Here is a 19,731-nt window from a genome sequence, read left to right on the forward strand (position 1 = left end):
GGGGACACGGCCGGGGAGCCCGCCTTCGTCGGGGACGACCCGCTGACCGCCTCGCTCTGGCGGATCGCGCGGGCCCGCGGCGTGCGGGCCGAGGTCAGGCTGCTGCCGCGGATCCCGCCGGGCCGGTACGCGGACCGGCGGGACCTCGCGGCCGCGGCTCAGGAGGCCGTCGCGACCGCCGTCACCTCACAACCGCTCCCCGGCATCCCCGCTCAGCCCGCCGGGTCGGCTTCGGCGCCGCCGATTCCGTCGGCGACCGACAGCGACAGCGCGAAGCGGCCCGCCGCATCCGTCCACCACTGGGTCAACTCAAGCCCGGCAGCCGCCAGTTCCTTGCGCAAACCCTCCTGACGGAACTTCGCGGAGACCTCCGTCAGGATCTCCTCACCCGCCTCGAACGGCACCACCAGATCCAGCGCCCGGATCTTGACCAGCACCTCCGACCGGGTCCGCAGCCGCATCTCGATCCACTCCTGCTCCCGGTTCCACACCGCCACGTGTTCGAAGTCGGCGGTGTGGAAGTCCGCGCCCAGCTCCCGGTCGATGACGGCCAGCACGTTCTTGTTGAACTCGGCCGTCACGCCCTGGGCGTCGTCGTACGCCGCCACCAGTACGGCCTCGTCCTTGACCAGGTCCGTACCGATCAGCAGCGCGTCCCCGGGCGACAGCATCGCCCGTACGGACGCCAGGAACACCGCCCGGTCGGGCGGCAGCAGATTCCCGATCGTGCCGCCCAGGAACACCACCAGCCGGGGCCCCGGGGACTCCGGCAGGTGCAGGGCGGCGGTGAAGTCGGCCAGCAGCGCGTGCACCCGCAGCCCGGGGTGCGCCGCCAGCAGGGTCTCCGACGCACCGCGCAGGGCGCTCTCGCTCACGTCCACCGGGATGTACGTGTCCAGCGCGGGCAGCGCCTCGATCAGGTGCCGGGTCTTCTCCGAGGAACCGGACCCCAGCTCCACCAGCGTCCGCGCCCCGCTCGCCGAGGCGATCTCCTGCGCCCGCTCCAGCAGGATCTCCCGCTCCGCACGCGTGGGGTAGTACTCGGGCAACCGGGTGATCTCCTCGAAGAGTTCACTGCCCCGCGCGTCGTAGAACCACTTCGGGGGCAGCACCTTGGGGGTGTGCGTCATCCCGTGCAGCACGTCCGCGCGCAGCGCGGCCTCGGCCGCGTGCTCGTCGAGGGTCCGGGTCAACTGGAAGTCACTCACGGGCGCTCCTTCTCCCTCGGCGGGGTCTCCTTGAGCGGGGTCAGGTCGACCCGGGCACGGGTGGCGGTCAGCAGGGTCAGGTCGGGTACTTCGAACCAGCGGGGATCGTCGTCGTAGGGCTCGGACGCCACCACCACGCGGTGCGCCCCCGCGTCGGCCAGGTACCAGAGCGAATCGCCCCAGGCCGTCGCGGCGATCGTGGCGCCGTCCGTCAGCAGCAGGTTCAGCCGGGAACCGGGAGCGGCCTCGGCCACTTCCCGGACCGTCTCGGCCAGCGCCGTGCCGAGATCGTCCCCGGCGTGCAGCCGGTGCAGGACCAGCGCCCAGACCAGCGCCGAATCCGTGCGCGCGGCCAGCCGGAGCAGTTCCCCGGGCCGCAGGCCGAGCGCGAGCGGAGCCGCCGAGTCCGGCCAGTCCCGTATCGCGCCGTTGTGGCTGAAGAGCCACGGCCCGTCCGTGAACGGCGCGGCCGCGGCCTCCCCGTCGGCACCCGGCCGCGTGGCGTCGCGTACGGCGGCCAGTGCGGCGCCGCTGCGGACCACGCGGGCGAGATCGGTGAAGGTCAGGTCCGCCCAGATGGGCCCGGACCGGCGGTAGCGCGCGGGAACCGGATCGCCCTCCGCGTACCAGCCGACGCCGAAGCCGTCGGCGTTGACCGTGCCGCTGCGCTGGCGGCGCGGCTCCCAGGACTGGCGCACCAGCGAGTGCTCGGGCTCGCTCAGCAGCCGCCCGAGGGGTATCTCCGTTCCCAGATAAGCGAGATGACGGCACATCAGACGTCCCTCGCGGTCCGGAAGCCGGAGAAGATCTGCCGCCGTACCGGCAGGTCCCAGTTGCGGAAGGTGCCCCGGCAGGCCACCGGGTCCACCGCGAAGGAACCGCCGCGCAGCACCTTGTGCTCCGGCCCGAAGAACACCTCCGAGTACTCGCGGTACGGGAAGGCCCGGAACCCCGGGTACGGCAGGAAATCGGAGGCCGTCCACTCCCACACGTCGCCGATGAGCTGGCGCACGCCCAGCGGGGAGGCGCCGGCCGGATAGCTGCCCGCGCGGGCCGGGCGCAGGTGGCGCTGGCCCAGGTTGGCGTGCGCGGGGGTCGGGTCGGCGTCGCCCCACGGGTAGCGGGTCGAGCGGCCGCTCGCCGGATCGTGCCGGGCGGCCTTCTCCCACTCCGCCTCCGTGGGCAGCCGGCGTCCCGCCCAGCGGGCGTAGGCGTCGGCCTCGTACCAGCTGACGTGGACCACCGGTTCCCCGTCGGGCACCGGCTCGGTCACCCCGAAGCGGCGCCGCAGCCACTGGCCGGCCTCCCGGTGCCAGAACAGCGGGGCCTCGATGCCGTGTTCGCGGATCTGGTCCCAGCCGGCCGCAGCCCACCAGCGCTCGTCGTGGTAGCCGCCGTCGGCGATGAAGGCCTGGTACGCGCCGTTCGTCACCGGCACCGTGTCGATCCAGAAGGGCGCCGTCTCCCGGGTGTGGGCCGGCCGCTCGTTGTCCAGCGACCACGGCTCGGCGGAGGTGCCCATGGTGAACGGGCCGCCGGGGACGAGGACTTCGGCCGCGAGCGGCGGGTCGTACGGTGCGTCCGGGTTCGGGGCGGTCAGCACGGCCGAGCCCCGGCGGAGCTGATGGGTGATCAGCATCGTCTCGTCGTGCTGCTGTTCGTGCTGGGCGATCATGCCGAAGGCGAAGCCGTCGTCGAGCAGCGCGCTGCCCTCCAACGGGGTGCGCTCCAGCAGGTCGAAGACCCGGCCGCGCACCTCGGCCGCGTACCGGCGGGCCTCGGCGGGCCCGAGCAGCGGCAGCTTCGGCCGCTCGGAGCGGGGGTGCTGGAAGGCGTCGTAGAGGGCGTTGATCTCGGGGCGCATGAAGTCGCGTCCGGCGACGCGGCGCAGCAGCCAGAGCTCCTCCTGGTTCCCGATGTGCGCCAGGTCCCAGACCAGCGGGGACATGAGGGGGGAGTGCTGCGCGGTGAGGTCCTCGTCGGTCACGGTGTCGGTGAGCACGGCGGTGCGGGCGCGCGCTGCGGTCAGGGCGGCGGCCGCCCGTTCCCGCAGGCCGGGCTGGGGTGTGGTGGTCACGGGCGGGCCTCCTTCCCGGTGGCCGGGCGGTGGGAGCGGTGGCGGGCGTGGCGGTCGGGCCGCTGATCGGGCGGCTGATCGGCCCGCTGTCCGGGCCGCCGGTCCGGCGGGTCGTCGGCCGGGCAGCGGCCGCGCAGGACGTACCGCTCGGTGAAGGCGCCGACCGTGTCCCGGACGTGCGCGCTCGCGCCGAGCCGGGGCAGCGCCTCGCCGGCGGCGCGGAAACAGGCCGTGGCGGCCGCCCGCAGCTCCGGATCGGCCGGCCCGTGCCGGGCCGCCGACCGCCAGAGCGGATTGCGGGGCGCGGGCCCCGCCCCGTAGGTGTCCGCCAGCGCCTTGGCCACGCGGTACGCGGTCTCGGCGGCCTCCGGATCGTCGAACAGCGCGTGCACGACGGCGACGGGAACCAGCCAGCCGTCGTCGCCGGGCTGCGCGTCGATCATCCGCAGCTCCAGGTGGCCGCGCGGCCGGACCGGCGGGAACAGCGTGGTCACGTGGTAGTCCAGGTCCGCGGCCGTGGGGGGCCGGAGCCCGCCCTCGGCGGCCGGGCCGCTCCCGCGCAGCCAGTCGCGGAAGGTCATCCCGGGCGGAGCCACCCATGGCCCGCCGTCGTACGACCGTACGCACATCACCTCGGTGTCCAGCACCTGCCGGGTCCAGCCGTCGCGCGGCGGAGCGTCCAGCGGCGGGGCGAGCGCACGGCGGCTGTCGATGTCCGCCCAGTTCCCCTGACGGGCACTGCGCCAGCCGGCGTACGGGCCCTCGCGGGCCGGGGAGTTGGCGAAGGAGGCCACCATGACGGCGCCCAGCAGGTGGGCCAGCCGCCAGCGCCGGCCGTGGCCGAGCGCCCCGGGCTCCTCGTGCCCGGCGTCCACGCAGACCTGTACGGAGGCGGAGCCGCACATCATGGAGCGCCCGGCCGGGCCGGTGCGGTCGAAGTAGGCCTCCATCGCGTCGTAGCGCGGGCTGGCCAGCAGCCGGCGGTACGGGCGGCGCGGATCCTGTCCGTCGCCGCGCAGGGCCAGGCCCCGGGCGGCGAGGGCGGTCCGTACGGCGGTGAGATCGGCCCGCAGCCCGTCCACGCACTCGGTGAGGGAGCCCGCGGGGGCCGAGCTGAGTTCCAGCTGGCCGCCGGGCTCCACGGTCACCCGGGAGGTCAGGGGCAGGGCGCGGGCGGCGGCGTGCGCGCCGCGCAGCCGCTCGGGGGAGAGGGGCTCCTCGGGTCGTTCGGCGTCCACGACCAGCCATTCGAGCTCCGCTCCGAGGAGGCGGGGCGGGCCGGTCTTGAAACAGATGCCGTGGATCAGATCCTCGGCCTGGGTCTCGGTGATGGAGGGTTCGGGTGGGTCCTGTGCCTGTGACATGAGCGGGTCCTCGTCTCCCGTCGTCGGCCGTGACATCACCCGTGCCTACCCGTCTCTCGAACAACAATGCCAACAATGCCTTTGCCGCCGCGGATCGGACTGCGGAGGATGGCGGTGTGAGCAGCAGATTGCGCGAGATCGCGCGGGAGAACGCGGACATCCTGGCGGCCGGTGGCTACCGGACGCGGTCGGGACGGCAGGTCTCCCTGGCCGCCGCCCTGGCGGAGGCCAAGGCAGGAACCAGAATATATGGACCAAACCGGGTCATTCCAGACGAGGCGGTCGTCCGTGGCTCCGCCCGGACCGCCTTCGAGGTGACGGGGGAGAGCAGTACGGTCGCGGCGCGCAGGCTGGCGCCGGAGGGCCTGGACCAGCCCGCGGGAACGGCCCGGGTGGCGGTCCTGAACTTCGCTTCGGCCCGGAATCCCGGCGGCGGCTACGTCCGCGGGGCCAAGGCCCAGGAGGAGGCCCTGTGCCGCGCCTCGGCCCTGTACGAGACGCTGCTGGAGGCTCCGGAGTACTACGAGGTCCACCGCGCGGAGCGCAGCACCTTCTACACCGACCGGGTGATTCACTCGCCCGGGGTGCCCGTTTTCCGGGACGACCGGGGCGGGCTGCTGGAGACCCCCTTCCGGGCCGGATTCCTCACCTCCCCGGCGCCGAACGCGGGCACGATCCGGCGGCAGGAGCCGGAGCGGGTGGCCGAGATTCCGGGGGCGCTGATGCGGCGCGGGGAGCTCGTCCTGGAGGTGGCGGCGCTGGGCGGGTACGAGCGGCTGGTGCTGGGGGCCTGGGGGTGCGGGGTGTTCCAGAACGACCCGGCGCAGGTCGCGGAGGCCTTCCGGGTCCTGCTGGCGGGCCGCTTCGCCGGGGTCTTCGAGCGGGTCGTGTTCGGCATCCTGGACCGGGACCCGCGCACCCGTGAGCCCTTCGACGAGGCCTTCCCGGCCTGAGGGCCCGGCTGCAGCCTGGGGCCGCCCGAGCCTGGGGCCGCCCGAGCCCGGGGTCGGCCGGACCTGGGGTCGGCCGGGCCCGCCCGGCCCAGCCCCCCCCCGCCGCTCAGTGGCACGCGGCCGAGGTCGCGCACCAACCCTCGTGCGGCCTCCAGGGCCCGGGCGTCCCGTCCTGCCTTCGACCGCCCGGGGCGGGTCAGTGCCAGCCGTAGCGCTCCCGGAGGCGGTCGGTCACCAGGCGGAAGCGGGCCCGGTCCAGCGCGCACGCCTCGCGGCGCATGCCCGACTCGTGCACGCGCAGCACCCGGTCCAGGTCCACCCAGGACTCCCGCCCCGCCGAGTCCCAGGGGCCGGAGCCGATCGGCACCCACTCCCGGTCGGCGTCGTGGCGCTTGCTCGACAGCTGGACGGCGAGCAGTGTGCTCCCGCCCGCCTCCCGCGCCACCACCAGGACCGGACGGTCCTTGCCGCGGCCGTCGTTCTCCTCGTACGGGACCCAGGTCCAGACGATTTCCCCGGGGTCGGGATCCCCGTCCGGGTCGGGCGCGTACTCGGTCCGCACGGGTCCGATGGCGCGCGGATCGGCCTCGGTGGTGGCGGTCGCCCCGTCACGGCCGGGCTGGTCGAGGTGGTCGTTGCTGTGGTGGGAAAGTGCCGTCATCCGGGTGAGGTTACTGGTTCGGGACCCGGCCGGGCGGGATCCGGCCCGCGGACTCGGGGCGGTCTGTCGGCGTAGTGGGATCTGTAGTAGGTTCCTTTTGGGAACTTGCCTAGTGGGAGGGGGTCCACACATGGGCCAGGAGACCTGGACGGCGGTCGACGCCTACTTCGACGGGCTGCTCGTGGAAGAGGACGCGGCCCTGACGGCCGCCGCGCGGGACAGCGCAGCCGCCGGACTGCCGCCCCATCAGGTCGCCCCGAACCAGGGCAAGCTGCTGCACCTGCTGGCTCGCATCCGCGGGGCCCGCTCCATCCTGGAGATCGGCACCCTGGGCGGCTACAGCACCATCTGGCTCGCCCGGGCCCTGCCCGAGGGCGGGCGGTTGGTCACGCTGGAGGTCGACGACCGGTGCGCGGACGTGGCCGCCGCCAACATCGCCCGCGCCGGCCTGGACCACGTCGTCGACATCCGCCGCGGCCGGGCCGTCGACGTCCTGCCGGGGCTCACGGACATCGCGCCGTTCGACCTCGTCTTCATCGACGCCGACAAGCCGTCCAATCCCCAGTACCTGGAGTGGGCCCTCCGGCTCACCCGGCCCGGCAGCGTCATCATCGGCGACAACGTCGTCCGCGACGGAGCCGTCGTCGACGGCACCAGCTCCGACCCCCGGGTGCAGGGCGTCCGCCGGTTCACCGAGCTGATCGCCGAGCACCCCCGACTGACGGCCACCGCCCTGCAGACCGTCGGCGGCAAGGGGTACGACGGCCTCGTCATGGCCCTCGTCACGGACTGACGGACATGGACGCGGTGCTCGGCACGATCGAGCGGATCTGGCGGTACCCCATCAAGTCCACCGGCGGCGAGCGGCTGGAGGCGGCCGCCGTCGACGGCCGGGGCCTCGTCGGCGACCGGCTCTACGCGGTGCGCGACGCCGAGGGCCGGTTCGGGTCGGGGAAGAACACCCGGCGCTTCCGGCGGATGCCGGGCCTGCTGCGGCTGACGTCCCGGTACCCGGGGGGCGCGGAGGTGCCCGAGCTGCTGGACGAGGACGGCGTGCCCGTGCCGGACCCCACCGCATACCTGCGGCGCCGGCTGGGGCGCGAGGACATCGAGGTGGCACGCGAGGGTACGGTCTCGCACTTCGACCAGCTGCCGCTGAGCCTGCTGACCACCGCCACCCTCGACTGGGTCCGTGCCGCCGTGCCCGGCGTGCCCGTCGACGAGCGCCGCTTCCGGCCGAACCTGCTGGTGCGGACACCGCCGGGCACGCGTCCGTTCGTGGAGGACGAGTGGTTCGGCGGCGCCGCGCGCATCGGCGAGGACCTGCGGGTGCGGTTCGAGCGCTCCAGCGAGCGGTGCGTGATGACCAACGAGGCCCAGCCCGGCCTGCCGCACTCCCCGCTGATCCTGCGCGCCATCGCGCGGGCGCACGACACGCGGCTGGACGCCCTGGCCACCGTCACGCGCCCGGGGCGGGTCCGGCTCGGGGATCCGGTGCAACTGATCGGCCGGTGACGGCGATGTGGCGATGCACGGGACGGCACCGCACGGGGATGACGGCGCACGGGGCCGGAGCCGCACCCGGACGGTGCCGTGCCTCACCCGGGCCGCTTCGCCACCCAGCCCTCCGCCGCCTCCATCTGTGCGGCCAGCGCCAGCAGTGTCGGCTCCGACTCCGCAGGGCCCAACAGCTGGGCGCCCAAGGGGAGTCCGGAGGCCGTGAATCCCGCCGGGACGTTCACCCCCGGCCAGCCCAGCACGTTCCACGTCCAGGCGTACGGGCAGGCGGCGATCATCGCCCGGTCCGTGGCCATCGCCCCCAGACCGGTCAGCGCACCGATCCGCAGCGGGGGTGTGGCCGTCGTCGGGGTCAGGACCACGTCGAAGCGGCCGAAGACCTCGCCGACCCGCCGCCGCAGCACCGACTCCGCCCTGCGGGAGATCCGCAGTGGCAGGCCGCCCAGGATCCGGCCCGTCCGTACGGCCTCGTGCGTGCGCGGGTCCAGCAGCGCCCGGTCCGGCACCCGGGACGCCCAGTCCCGTACGCCCGTGGTCGCGCGCGGGACGAAGGTCAGGCCGATCGGGCCGTAGCGGGGGTCCTCCGGAACCACCTCGTGGCCCAGCGACTCCAACCGCCCGGCCAACCGCTCCACCGCGGAACGGACCTCCGGATCCAGGGACTTGGGCGTCGCCGTGAAGGGCATCGCGAAGGACAGCGCGATCCGCAGCCGGCGCGGGGCGCGCCGGGCCGCCTCGACGGCCGAGATGCGGGCCGGCCGGTGCAGGTCCTCGGGGTGCGGGCCGCTCGCGGCGTCCAGCAGGAGCGCCGCGTCCGCGACCGTGCGGGCCAGTACGCCGTTGACCGTGAGCCCGTGGAAGGACTCCGGCTCCGGCCAGGTGGAAATGCGCCCGCGCTGCGGCTTCACGCCGATCAGATGGGTCCATGCCGCGGGGATCCGTACCGAGCCGGCCCCGTCCGAGCCGAGCGCCGCCGGGACCAGCCCCGCCGCCACGGCGGCCGCGGAGCCGCCCGAGGAACCGCCGGGCGTGTAGGCCGGGTTCCACGGGTTGCGCGTCTCGCCGAAGGCCTCACCCTCGGTGAAGGGCCACTGCCCCAGCTCCGGGGTCTGGGTCTTGCCGACGATCACGGCGCCGGCCGCGCGCAGCCTGCGTACCGCCTCGCTGTCGGCGGTCTTCGGGGGGAAGTCCCCGGCGCAGCCGAAGGCGGTCGGCTCGCCGGTCACGTCCATGTCGTCCTTGACGGCGAGCGGCACGCCCAGCAGCGGCCGCCGGTCACCGGCGGCCAGCCGCCGGTCCGCGGCGTCCGCCTCCGCCAGGGCGGCCTCGGCGCGTACGGTGCGGAAGGCGTTGAGCTCCGGCTGCGCGGCCGCGATCCGGCGCAGGGACCGTTCCGTCAACTGCCGGGACGATACGAGGCCTTCGGCGAGTGCGGCCGCCATCTCGACCAGCCCGGACGGTCCGCCGGCACCGGACGTGGCCGTCGCACCCGCCGGTGCTGTTGCCGACGCTGAAGACTCCGAAGACTCCGACATCGCGACCACTCCCCATCACCGGTTACCGCTCAGTAGGTAGACCGTAGTGGGGAGTGGCCGCGGGTGACTAGATCCAGCCCTCCAGAGAGGACATGAACCCGTCGAAGTCGTCGCGGTGGATGGTGTGTCCGGCCCCGGCGACCGAACGCACCTCGAAACCGCGGCTCTTGAGGATCTCCGCCCGCTCCTCCGTGATCAGGTGGCTCGGATCGGCGAGCTGTACCAGCGAGGGGACCACCGGCGCCGCCGGCATCAGGTCCGCTCCCATCAGCGGGGCGAGATCCAGTGCGGTCGCCTCGTCCCACACCGCCAGGGTCTCCAGCTCTATGTCGACGTCCACCTCGTCCCAGCGCGGGTTCATCGCCCGGATCTGCTCCTTGGGCGCCGTCTTGAACCGCGCGAGCATCTCCGGCCCGAAGCCGTCGGCGGGAGCGGTCAGATACCAGCCCGGGTCGGAGAACACCGCCCGCTTCGGCATCAGCCGGTCCACCGCGAGCGAGAGGGTCAGGCCGCCCAGGGAGTGGCCGATGGCGAGCTCGGCGCCGGCGGGCAGCGTCTCGACCACGTCCTCGGCGTACAGCTCAGGGCTGTACTCGCCGCGGCCGCTGGCCCCGTGTCCCCGCAGGTCCACGGCGATGACGCGGTAGCCGCGGTCGGCGAGGGCGGGACCGACCCGGCGCCAGGTCCGGTGGTCGGCCATCAGGCCGTGGATCAGGAGGGCGACGCGGTCGCCCTCGCCCCAGGTGTGGGTGTGCAGCTGCACGGTGGTCCCTTCCTCTGTTCTCTGTTCACTGTTCCGTGCGGATCGGTGAAGGTGAAGGCGTCGCGCGTCAGCGCACGCTGCGGATCGGCTTGACGGCCAGGGCGCCCGCCACCGCCAGTACGGCCGCGACGACGAACAGGGCGGTGTACCCGCCGCTGAGCGACACGATGACCGAGGCGATGAACGGCGCGATGATCTGCGGGCCGGCGTTGGCGATGTTGAGCACGCCCATGTCCCGGGCCGCGTCCTCGGCCTTGGGGAGCACCATCGTCACGAGCGCCGTGTCCACGGCCATGTAGCAGCCGAACGCCAGCCCGTTGACGACGGAGAAGGCCAGCATCGCGGTCCAGCTGGTCGACACGGCAGGGATCACCAGAGCCACCGCGGACAGCAGGGCGGACGCGCCGACGAAGAGCTTGCGGCGGTCGAACCGGTCGGAGAGGTAGCCGCCCAGGACGGTGGAGACGACCATCGCCACACTGGTCAGCGGCATCATCACCGCGACCGCGGCCTCCGGCTCCATGCCGGCGGGCAGCACGGTGTGGTCCTGGAGGATGTACAGCTGGTACCCGCTCACCGCGAAGTAGCCGAGGACCAGGAGCGCCCGCCCGATGAAGGCCCACCGGAAGTCGTGGTCGCGCAACGCGCTCGCGAAGGCGGCGAGTTGGGCCTTGACGGGCAGGGGCGTGCGGGCCGGGAGGCGCTGCTCGCGGGTACAGGCGGTGAAGAGGACCGCGGAGCCCGCCACGAGCGCGCCGAAGACGAGGTAGCCGGTGCGGTAGTCCTCGGAGAAGGCCGCACCGACCAGCGCGCCGAGGGTGGATCCGAAGGGCAGGCCGAGGCCGACGGCCGCGGAGGCCTTGCCTCGGGCCCCCATGGGCACCCGGTCGGGCACCACGGAGGTGATGGCGGCCTGGTAGACGTTCATGACGGCCTGGCCGAGGCACCAGGCGATCGTGATCAGCAGGATCGTGTCGGCGAAGCCGAGCAGGAACATCGCCGGGACCGCGGCGAGGCCGCCGCCGAGGATCCAGGGGTTGCGCCGTCCGCTGCGGTCGGACAGGGCGCCGGCGACGGGGTTGAAGACCGTCGCGAAGATCGCCGAGACCCCTGCGATCAGGCCGAAGTTCGACACCTTGTTCGCCGGGTCGATGTCTTCCACCTGGAGCGCGAGCAGAACGCCGGCGACACCCACGTAGAGGGCGTACATCGCCGAATTTCCGACCAGCAGCAGCGGGAGCAGCCCGCGTCCGGGGCCGGACGGCGCGAATGCGTCGGTGGTGGCGGCGGTGGCGTTGCCGGTGCCGGGGGAGGAAAGGGCCACGGTGCCCTCCTGGGCGGGTGCGTGCGGATGAGGGGTGCCTACGGGGGTTGCGGGGACTGACGGGACCGACGGGAGGGGTGCGCGCCGCCCTGTCGCGACGGCGGGGGTGCGACGGAGCGCGACAGGGCGACGGCACGGCTGGACACGTGCGGTGACACACCCCGGTGCGGGGGATGCGACACGGTGGTTACACGTGTCAATGAATCGTGTAACCACTGTGTAGCATTCGTTTCAGGCCATCCGCTAGCCCCCCGGCGCAACCGGTCTGGAAAGATGCCACGGCAATGTCTCAGTCATCGAACGCGTCGAAGCCGCCGGCACCGGCACCCGCACCGGCACCGGCCTCCGGGCCCACCGCGCCGCCGCCCCCGGTGCCCACCAGTACCGACGTGGCCCGTCTCGCCGGCGTTTCGCGCGCCACGGTCTCGTACGTCCTGAACAACGCGGAGGCCGTCCGCATCAGCGAGCCGACCCGCCGCAGGGTCCGCGAGGCCGCCGAGGAGCTCGGGTACGTCCCGCACGCGGCCGCCCGCAGTCTGCGCGCCGGGCACACCCGGATCGTGCTGCTGCCCACGTCGAACGCGCCGATCGGGCCGCTGTACAGCGCCTTCCTCAACGAACTCGAATGGGCCCTGCGCCGCCTCGACTACACGGTGGTCCAGTACGGGAGCCTCGGCCTCACCGGTGACGAGGCCGCCCGCGCCTGGGCGGAGCTCCGTCCGGTGGCGGTGATCTCCCTCGGCGAGATCACGCTCTCCGCGCACAACGTCGCCGCCCTCAAGCGGGCCGGGGCCCGCGCGGTGATCACCATGGGCCCGGTCGGCGTGCCGGGGGCGCACGCGCTGGTCATGAACCAGGAGGAGGTCGGCGCACGGGCCGCCGCCCACCTGGTGGAGCGCGGCCGACGGCGGATCGGCGTGGTCGTCCCGGAGGAGGCGGGGCTGGAGCTGTTCTCCGCGCCCCGGCTGGCGGGCGCCCGCTCGGTGGCCGGCGCCGAGGTCGAGGCCCTGCCCCTGGCCTACTCCGAGGAGTCGGCCGCGGCGCTCGCGGCCCGCTGGCGCGGGCTCGGGCTGGACGCGGCCTTCGCGTACAACGACGAGTACGCGATGCTGCTGATGCGGGCCTTCCAGGACGAGGGGCTGCGCGTCCCCGAGGACGTGGCCGTCATCGGCGCCGACGACCTGCTCCTCGGACGGCTGCTGCGGCCCCGCCTGAGCACGGTGCAGATCGAGCTGCCGACCGGTGACCACCTCGCGTCGCTGGTGGACCACGCGGTGCGCGAGCCTGCGGAGGTCACGGAGCGGCACGATCTGATGGCGGCCGCGGTGATCAGGCGCGAGTCGACCTGACCGGGGGCGGAGCGTCCGGGTCGACTGTCCGGGGCCGAAGCCTCCGGGTCCGACGGTCCGGGGCCGCTCCGTCCGGGGCCGCTCCGTCTGGGGTCGAACGACCGGCCTCGCCGCCCCGCGCCCCGGTCGCTGCCGCAGGCGGGCCGTTGACAGGCGGTGACGTGCGGACGGAGACTGCGGGCGCGCCCCACCGGCCGCGCCCGGCGGCGTCTCCCGGTGCACACACCGGCACCGATGCGCCACCGCCCGTACGGATCCGCCCAGGAGAGACCCCATGAGCATCCGCACCGTCCGCGACGTCTACGTCGTCGACGCCGTCCGCACCCCGATCGGCAAGTTCGGCGGGGCCTTCGCCGGAGTCCGGCCGGACGACCTCGCCGCGCACGTGGTCCGCGCACTGGTGGACCGTACGCCCACCCTCGATCCCGCGCGGATCGACGACGTGGTCTTCGGCGACGCCAACGGCGCGGGCGAGGACAACCGCGACGTCGCCCGCATGGCCGTGCTGCTGGCCGGCCTTCCGGTGAGCGTGCCCGGGGTCACCGTCAACCGGCTCTGCGGCTCCGGCCTGGAAGCCGTGATCCAGGCGGCCCGCGCCATCGCGCTCGGCGACGCCTCGGTCGCCATCGCGGGCGGCGTCGAGTCGATGAGCCGCGCCCCCTGGGTGGTGCAGAAGCCGGAACGGGCGTTCCCCGCGGGCCATCAGCAGATGTGGTCCACCACCCTCGGCTGGCGGATGACCAACCCGCGCATGCCCGCGGAGTGGACCGGCTCGCTCGGCGAGGGCGCCGAACTCATCGCCGACAAGCACGGGATCACGCGCGAGGCGCAGGACGCCTTCGCCCTGAAGAGCCACCACGACGCGGCGGCCGCCTGGGCCGCCGGGCTGTACGACGACGAGGTCGTGCCGTACCCCGGCGTGGACCTGGTGCGCGACGAGTGCATCCGCGAGGGTTCCACCCCCGAGGCCCTGGCCCGCCTCAAGCCCGCCTTCCGGACGGACGGCAGCGGCACGGTGACGGCCGGCAACGCCTCCCCGCTCAACGACGGTGCCGCCGCCCTGCTGTTGACCGACGAGGCGGGGCTGGCGGCCACCGGCCGGGAGCCGCTCGCCCGGATCAGCGCGTCGGCCGTCACGGGCATCGAGCCGCAGCTGTTCGGCCTGGGGCCGGTGGACGCCGTCCAGCGGGCGCTGGCCAAGGCCGGCCGCTCGCTCGGCGACCTGGCCGCCTTCGAGCTCAACGAGGCCTTCGCCGCACAGGCGTTGGGCTGCCTGGCCGCCTGGCCGGAGCTCGACCCGGCCGTGGTCAACCCGCGCGGCGGCGCCATCGCGATCGGCCACCCGCTCGGCGCCTCCGGGGCCCGGCTGGCCGGCGCGGTCGCGCACCAGCTGGCCGCGGCGGGCTCCGGGACCGGTATGGCGGCGTTGTGCATCGGTGTGGGGCAGGGCATCGCGCTCGTCCTGGAGCGCTGAGCCGGCTCCTCCCGGGGGGCGGGGGTGTGGGGTGCGGGGGTGTGGGGTGCGGTGTGTGCGGGCGGGTGGGCCGGTGCCGGGGGCGGGGTGGGGTGTCGTCCGGGACGGGCTTCGATGTTCGGCGCCCTTTCCGGAGTTGTTCTGTCGGGCCTTACCGTGCGCCGAAATCATCTCGTTTTAGTCCCGGACGACACCCCACCCCGCCCCCGGCACCGGCCCACCCTGCGGTGGGTGGGTGGGTGGGTGGGTGGGTGGGTGGGGGTGTGGAGGTGGCGTCGATCGTTTCCGGTCATGGTTGTTGTCAACTGCCCAATAACTGAACAGAAGTGGAGCTCCCGGTCTGGCACGATGGCGCGTGCTGCCGCCCCCCGACACGCCCGATCCCCACCCGGAGGCCCCGCGCCATGCCGCTCCTCGACCCGACGCTCTGGCAGGACGGACCCACCCTCACCGGCGGTGCCGCCCCGGTCGTCGAACCCGCCACCGGCCGTAACCTCGCCACCATCGACCTGGCCGCGCCCGCCGATGTCACGGAGGCCGCCGTACGGGCCCTGGCCGCCCAGCGCGACTGGGCGGGTGCCACCCACCTGGAGCGGGCGGCCGTCCTGCGCCGCGCCGGGGACCTGTTCACGGCGCACGCCGACGAGTTGGGCGAATGGCTGGTGCGGGAGTCCGGTTCGATACCCGGCAAGGCCGCCTTCGAGCTGCACGTCGCGGCACAGGAGTGCTACGAGGCCGCCGCGCTGGCCTCGCGCCCGACCGGGCAGGTGCTGCCCAGCGAGGCGCCCCGGTTGTCCTTCACCCGCCGGGTGCCGGCCGGGGTGGTCGGGGTCGTGGCCCCGTTCAACGCCCCGCTGATCCTGTCGATCCGCTCGGTCGCGCCCGCGCTGGCGCTCGGCAACGCGGTGCTGCTCAAGCCGGACCGCCGTACCGCCGTCTGCGGCGGCCTCGCCCTCGCCGCGGTCTTCGCCGCCGCCGGTCTGCCGGGCGGGCTGCTGCACGTCCTGCCCGGGGGCCCCGAGACCGGGGCCGCGGTGGTCGCCGACCCGCGGGTCCGGGTGGTGTCCTTCACCGGATCGACCGCGACCGGGCGGCTGGTCGGTGAACTGGCGGGCCGTCACCTTACGCGGGCACACCTGGAGTTGGGCGGCAATTCCGCCCTCATCGTGCTGCGCGACGCCGATGTCGAGGCCGCCGTCGCCCAGGCCTCCTGGGGCTCCTTCTTCCACCAGGGCCAGATCTGCATGACCGCGGGACGCCACCTCGTGCACGCCTCGCTGTACGACGACTACGTGGAGCGGCTCGCCGCGCGGGCCGAGGCGCTGGTGGTGGGGGACCCGTACCGCGAGCAGGTCCACCTGGGGCCGCTGATCGACCGCGGCCAGCTGGAGCGCGTACACGCCCTGGTGGAGGCGAGCACCGAGCAGGGCGCCAAACTCGTCGCGGGCGGTACGCATCAGGACCTCTTCTACCGTCCTACCGTGCTGGCGGGAGTCGCCGACGACACCCCCGCCTACGCGGAGGAGGTCTTCGGCCCGGTCGCGCCCGTACGGTCCTTCGCGACGGAGGAGGAGGCGGTGGAGCTGGCCTCGGCGGGCCCGTACGGCCTCGCCCTCGGGATCGTGACCCGGGACGCGGGGCGCGGGCTGGACCTGGCCGAGCGCATCCCGACCGGGATCGCGCACATCAACGACCAGACCGTCAACGACGAGGCCGTCGCCCCCTTCGGCGGGGTCGGCGCCTCCGGCACCGGCGCCCGCTTCGGCGGCGAGGCGAATCTGGACGCCTTCACGGAGGTGCGCTGGACCACGGCCCGCACAACGCCTGCGGGCCACCCTTTCTAGCGCTGCGGAATGATGCGGGCAGACCGTTCGTTCAAGGAGCAGACGGCTCATATCAGGAGGTCTGGAAACCGTGGCTACAGTCGAGCTCACCAAGGAAAACTTCGACCAGACGGTCAGCGAGAACCCGTTCGTGCTGATCGACTTCTGGGCGGGCTGGTGCCGGCCGTGCCTGCAGTTCGGCCCGGTCTACGAGAGGGCCTCGGAGGCCCATCCCGACCTGGTCTTCGCCAAGGTCGACACCGAGGCGCAGCAGGAGCTGGCCGGGGCCTTCCAGATCACCTCGATCCCGACGCTGATGATCGTCCGGGACCAGGTGGCCATCTTCTCCCAGCCCGGCGCACTGCCGGAGGCGGCGCTGACCGACCTGATCGGTCAGGCCCGCGCGCTGGACATGGACGAGGTGCGCGCGAAGATCGCCGCGCAGCAGGCGGCGGGGGAGTCCGGCACGCCGGAGGCCTGAGTGCGTGACGCGGCCGCGGCCGGGCGGTGACACTGGTCGGCATGACCGAAGCCGTGGAGTACGACGTCGTGGTGCTCGGTGGGGGGCCGGCCGGCGAGAACATCGTCGACCGGACCCGCGCCGCCGGGCTGAGCACGGCCGTGGTGGAGAGCGAGCTCGTGGGCGGGGAGTGCTCGTACTGGGCGTGCGTCCCCAGCAAGGCCCTGTTGCGCCCCGTGCTGGCCCGGGCCGATGCCCGCCGGGTGCCGGGGCTGGCGGGGGCCGTCGGGGGGCCGCTGGACGCGCCGGCGGTGTTCGCGCACCGCGATTACTGGACGGGCAGCTGGAAGGACGACGGCCAGGTCGACTGGCTGGACTCGATCGGCACCCACCTGTACCGCGGCCACGGCCGGCTCTACGGGACCCGCAAGGTCGCCGTGACCAGCCCCGAGGGCGAGCACCACGTGCTGTCGGCCCGGCACGCGGTGGTGGTCGCCACCGGCTCACGGGCCGTGGTGCCCGATCTGCCCGGCATGGCCGGGGCCCGTCCCTGGACCAGCCGGGAGGCAACCTCCGCCCAGGAGGCCCCCGGCAGACTGCTGATCGTGGGCGGCTCGGTGGTGGCCGCCGAGATGGCGACCGCCTGGCAGGGCCTCGGATCGCAGGTCACCGTACTCGTGCGCGGCTCACGGCTGCTGCCGCGCATGGAGCCCTTCGCGGGCGAGCTGGTCGCCGACGCGCTGCGCGAGGCCGGCGCGGTGGTCCGTACGGGAGTGGCCGTCGAAGCGGTCGTGCGGGACGGCTCGACCGGGCCCGTCACCGTGGTGCTGGAGGGCGGCGAGACCCTGGTGGGCGACGAGCTGCTGATGGCGACGGGCCGGTCGCCGCGCACCGAGGACATCGGGCTGGAGACGGTGGGGCTGGCCCCGGGCGAGTGGATCGGGGTCGACGAGAGCTGCCGGGTGCCCGGGCACGACTGGCTGTACGCCGTCGGGGACGTCAACCACCGCGCGCTCCTCACCCACCAGGGCAAGTACCAGGCCCGGATCGCGGGCGCCGCCATCGCCGCCCGCGCGGCCTCCGCCGCCGCGGACACCGAGGCCGACACCGGCCGCTGGGGCGCGCACGCGGCGACAGCCGACACCCTGGCCCTCCCGCAGGTGGTCTTCACCGACCCGGAGGCGGCGGCCGTCGGCCTCGGCCTGGCCGAGGCCGAACGGGCCGGCCACCGGGTGCGCGCCGTCGACTACGACCTGGGCAAGGTGTCCGGCGCCGGGCTGTACGCCGACGGCTACCGCGGCCGCGCCCGGATGGTCGTCGACCTGGACCGCGAGGTCCTCCTCGGCGCCACCTTCGTCGGCCCGGGCGCCGCGGAGCTGCTCCACTCGGCCACCATCGCGGTCGCGGCGGAGGTCCCGATCGAACGGCTGTGGCACGCGGTCCCCGCCTTCCCCACGATCAGCGAGATCTGGCTGCGCCTGCTGGAGGAGTACCGGGGTTAGGGGTCCGTCCCGGTGAACCCACAGGTGGCCGACCCCGGCTCAGCCGAGCAGCGCCATGGGCCTGGGCTCCGGCGTGGCCGGGGACCGGTACCGGGCCTGGATGACGGCCGGTTGGCCGCGGTCGGCCGGAGCCGCGTCGGTGTCCGTCCCCGTGTCCGTCAGGAGTGCCAGCAGCGACGTACGGGCCCGGGCGACGCGGGAGCGGACGGTGCCGACGGGGCAGCCGATGGCCTCGGCCGCCTCGGCGTAGGGCAGGCCCAGGAGTTGGGTGAGGACGAAGGCCTCCCGGCGTTCGGGCGGGATCGTCGCCAGCAGCTCCGCGAGCGCGACGCCGTCCTCGAAGCCGGGGACGCCCTGTGGCTGGGCCTGTTCGGCCGCGGTCTGCCAGTCGTGCCGGTCCGACAGCCTGGGGCGGGCGGCGGAGTGGCGGAGGCTGTCGACGACGGTGCGGCGGGCGATGGAGAGCAGCCAGGTGCGGGCCGAGGAGCGGCCCTCGAACCGGTGGAGGGCGCCGAGTGCGCGGAGGAACACGTCCTGGGTGAGGTCGTCGGCGGCCTGGGGGTCGGCGCTCAGGTAGGCCACGTAGCGCCAGACGTCGCGCTGGAGGGCGCGCACGAACCGGTCGGCCTTCGCCGGGTCTCCGTCGCGCGCGGCGAGGGCCAGGCGCGTCACCGCCGCGTCCGATTCGGGGGTGTGCCGGGCCGGTGTTCGGCCGGCGGGGGACTGCCGGGTGGGCAGGAGGGCAGGGGGCATCGCCACAAGGTCCTTACGGTCAAGGAGTGTCCGGCGCGCCGCGCGCGGCGGGCCGGTGATGGGGTACGGCCCGCCCGAGGGCAGGGCCGATGCCCGAGGCGCGGCGAGAATGCCGGTGCGCGCTCGGGGAGCCGGCTGTCAGAGGACAGCGGTTCCCGTCGGCGGACCCCTTGAGGTGATGGCGTGGACGAGGAGGAGCTGCCGGGGACCGGTCTCCCGGCGTGCACGGCGTACGCGGACGCGCGACGGCCGCGGGACCGGCGGCCGGCCGAACAACAGGCGCAGGGGCGCCCGGAGCCACCCGGCGAGCGCGCGCAGGACCCGGAAGGCCGCCTGCTCCCCGTACGCGAGCCACAGGCCGGCGAGTACGGCCGCCAGCAGGTGGGCCGCCAGCATGCCGGTCGGCGACATCTCGGTCGAGGACATGCCGGTCGGTGACATCGAGGCGGCCGGTGACATGCCGGACGGTGGCATGGCGGACATCATGTGGTCCCCGGCGGACGCGGTGTCCGCCATCCCGTGCAGGGCGTGGTGGGCGTGGGCCGCGCCGGTGTCCGGCATCGCCGCCATCGGTGCCGGCGGCCCGCCCGCGCAGGTCAGGTACGCGACCCACTGCCGGGCGAACGAGCTGCCGGGCGGCAGGGACGGCTGGGCGAGGGACTGGACCAGGGAGAAGCCCGCATGGAGGGCGGCCTGGACGGCAACGGCCGCCGCGGTGACGGCGGGCAGCCCGCGCTCCCGCCCGGCACATGCCCAGGCCACTGCCGCCGTACAGGCCGCCGCTACACCAACTGCCGTCCGGGGAACGGCCGTTCCCGTCATGAGGTGGTGGCCGGTGGCCGCGAGCAGCACGCAGACGGCTGCGAACATCGCAGCCCGTGCGGCTCGGGAACAGTGGCCTGGTGTCATGGCGGGCTCATCCTCGCACCGCGATTCCGGACGGTGCACGAAGGTGCGCACGATCTGA

The 19,731-nt window shown here is 74.3% G+C and carries 18 protein-coding genes; 8 read left to right on the top strand and 10 right to left on the bottom strand.

Annotated elements, in window-relative coordinates; all coding sequences use genetic code 11:
• Positions 1–212 precede the first annotated feature (212 nt).
• The 4 genes from egtD to egtA are packed head-to-tail and all read right to left on the bottom strand — an operon-like array spanning position 213 to position 4,649.
• Entirely contained in the window at positions 213–1,208 is a 996-nt protein-coding gene (gene egtD, locus ACFWBN_RS10245) for an L-histidine N(alpha)-methyltransferase (RefSeq protein ID WP_385173560.1), read from the bottom strand.
• Positions 1,205–1,981, bottom strand: a complete 777-nt coding sequence (gene egtC, locus ACFWBN_RS10250) for an ergothioneine biosynthesis protein EgtC (protein ID WP_385173563.1) — start codon at positions 1,979–1,981, stop codon at positions 1,205–1,207. The genes egtD and egtC overlap by 4 nt, the downstream gene beginning before the upstream one ends.
• Positions 1,981–3,285, bottom strand: coding sequence for an ergothioneine biosynthesis protein EgtB (egtB, locus tag ACFWBN_RS10255; RefSeq protein WP_385173566.1), 1,305 nt, complete (start codon positions 3,283–3,285; stop codon positions 1,981–1,983). Before egtB ends, egtC begins: the two co-directional genes overlap by 1 nt.
• Positions 3,282–4,649, bottom strand: a complete 1,368-nt coding sequence (gene egtA, locus ACFWBN_RS10260; RefSeq protein WP_385173568.1) for an ergothioneine biosynthesis glutamate--cysteine ligase EgtA — start codon at positions 4,647–4,649, stop codon at positions 3,282–3,284. The genes egtB and egtA overlap by 4 nt, the downstream gene beginning before the upstream one ends.
• A gap of 116 nt (positions 4,650–4,765) precedes the next feature.
• Here egtA and ACFWBN_RS10265 point away from each other — a divergent pair, with 116 nt between their 5' ends.
• Complete coding sequence (locus tag ACFWBN_RS10265) at positions 4,766–5,602, top strand: TIGR02452 family protein (protein ID WP_385173571.1); 837 nt, start codon at positions 4,766–4,768, stop codon at positions 5,600–5,602.
• Between the two features lie 196 nt (positions 5,603–5,798).
• Here the strand turns inward: ACFWBN_RS10265 and ACFWBN_RS10270 are convergent, their stop codons facing one another.
• Positions 5,799–6,263, bottom strand: coding sequence for a type II toxin-antitoxin system PemK/MazF family toxin (locus tag ACFWBN_RS10270; protein WP_385173573.1), 465 nt, complete (start codon positions 6,261–6,263; stop codon positions 5,799–5,801).
• Between the two features lie 130 nt (positions 6,264–6,393).
• Between ACFWBN_RS10270 and ACFWBN_RS10275 the strand changes: the two genes are divergently transcribed.
• The gene (locus ACFWBN_RS10275; protein WP_385173576.1) at positions 6,394–7,056 is read left to right on the top strand and encodes an O-methyltransferase; all 663 of its coding nucleotides are present in this window, start codon (positions 6,394–6,396) and stop codon (positions 7,054–7,056) included.
• Between the two features lie 5 nt (positions 7,057–7,061).
• The gene (locus tag ACFWBN_RS10280) at positions 7,062–7,778 is read left to right on the top strand and encodes an MOSC domain-containing protein (protein ID WP_385173579.1); all 717 of its coding nucleotides are present in this window, start codon (positions 7,062–7,064) and stop codon (positions 7,776–7,778) included.
• An 83-nt stretch (positions 7,779–7,861) separates the two neighbouring features.
• Here ACFWBN_RS10280 and ACFWBN_RS10285 read toward each other — a convergent pair whose 3' ends face one another.
• The 3 genes from ACFWBN_RS10285 to ACFWBN_RS10295 all read right to left on the bottom strand — a co-directional run bounded on the left by ACFWBN_RS10285 (position 7,862) and on the right by ACFWBN_RS10295 (position 11,403).
• On the bottom strand, positions 7,862–9,316 hold the full coding sequence (locus ACFWBN_RS10285; RefSeq protein ID WP_385173582.1) for an amidase: 1,455 nt from the start codon (positions 9,314–9,316) through the stop codon (positions 7,862–7,864).
• Between the two features lie 67 nt (positions 9,317–9,383).
• Entirely contained in the window at positions 9,384–10,079 is a 696-nt protein-coding gene (locus ACFWBN_RS10290) for an alpha/beta fold hydrolase (protein WP_385173585.1), read from the bottom strand.
• Between the two features lie 67 nt (positions 10,080–10,146).
• Complete coding sequence (locus ACFWBN_RS10295) at positions 10,147–11,403, bottom strand: MFS transporter (protein ID WP_385173588.1); 1,257 nt, start codon at positions 11,401–11,403, stop codon at positions 10,147–10,149.
• A 284-nt stretch (positions 11,404–11,687) separates the two neighbouring features.
• Between ACFWBN_RS10295 and ACFWBN_RS10300 the strand changes: the two genes are divergently transcribed.
• The 5 genes from ACFWBN_RS10300 to ACFWBN_RS10320 all read left to right on the top strand — a co-directional run bounded on the left by ACFWBN_RS10300 (position 11,688) and on the right by ACFWBN_RS10320 (position 18,011).
• A complete protein-coding gene (locus tag ACFWBN_RS10300) occupies positions 11,688–12,752 on the top strand; it encodes a LacI family DNA-binding transcriptional regulator (RefSeq protein ID WP_385173591.1) in 1,065 nt (354 codons plus the stop codon).
• Positions 12,753–13,026: 274 nt separating this feature from the next.
• Positions 13,027–14,226: a thiolase family protein gene (locus ACFWBN_RS10305; RefSeq protein ID WP_385173593.1), complete on the top strand. Its 1,200-nt coding sequence runs from the start codon at positions 13,027–13,029 to the stop codon at positions 14,224–14,226.
• A 404-nt stretch (positions 14,227–14,630) separates the two neighbouring features.
• Positions 14,631–16,070, top strand: coding sequence for an aldehyde dehydrogenase family protein (locus tag ACFWBN_RS10310; RefSeq protein WP_385173596.1), 1,440 nt, complete (start codon positions 14,631–14,633; stop codon positions 16,068–16,070).
• Between the two features lie 70 nt (positions 16,071–16,140).
• On the top strand, positions 16,141–16,530 hold the full coding sequence (locus ACFWBN_RS10315; RefSeq protein ID WP_385173599.1) for a thioredoxin family protein: 390 nt from the start codon (positions 16,141–16,143) through the stop codon (positions 16,528–16,530).
• Between the two features lie 41 nt (positions 16,531–16,571).
• On the top strand, positions 16,572–18,011 hold the full coding sequence (locus tag ACFWBN_RS10320) for a dihydrolipoyl dehydrogenase family protein (protein WP_385173602.1): 1,440 nt from the start codon (positions 16,572–16,574) through the stop codon (positions 18,009–18,011).
• A 39-nt stretch (positions 18,012–18,050) separates the two neighbouring features.
• On the opposite strand, the gene ACFWBN_RS10325 is transcribed toward ACFWBN_RS10320, so the two are convergent.
• Together ACFWBN_RS10325 and ACFWBN_RS10330 are read right to left on the bottom strand one after the other, a co-directional pair.
• Positions 18,051–18,764, bottom strand: a complete 714-nt coding sequence (locus ACFWBN_RS10325) for a sigma-70 family RNA polymerase sigma factor (RefSeq protein ID WP_385173605.1) — start codon at positions 18,762–18,764, stop codon at positions 18,051–18,053.
• 138 nt (positions 18,765–18,902) lie between these two features.
• A complete protein-coding gene (locus ACFWBN_RS10330; protein WP_385173608.1) occupies positions 18,903–19,634 on the bottom strand; it encodes a hypothetical protein in 732 nt (243 codons plus the stop codon).
• Between the last annotated feature and the right edge of the window lie 97 nt (positions 19,635–19,731).

Origin of the sequence: Streptomyces sp. NPDC059989, assembly GCF_042736975.1 — a bacterium.
Lineage (GTDB): Bacteria > Actinomycetota > Actinomycetes > Streptomycetales > Streptomycetaceae > Streptomyces.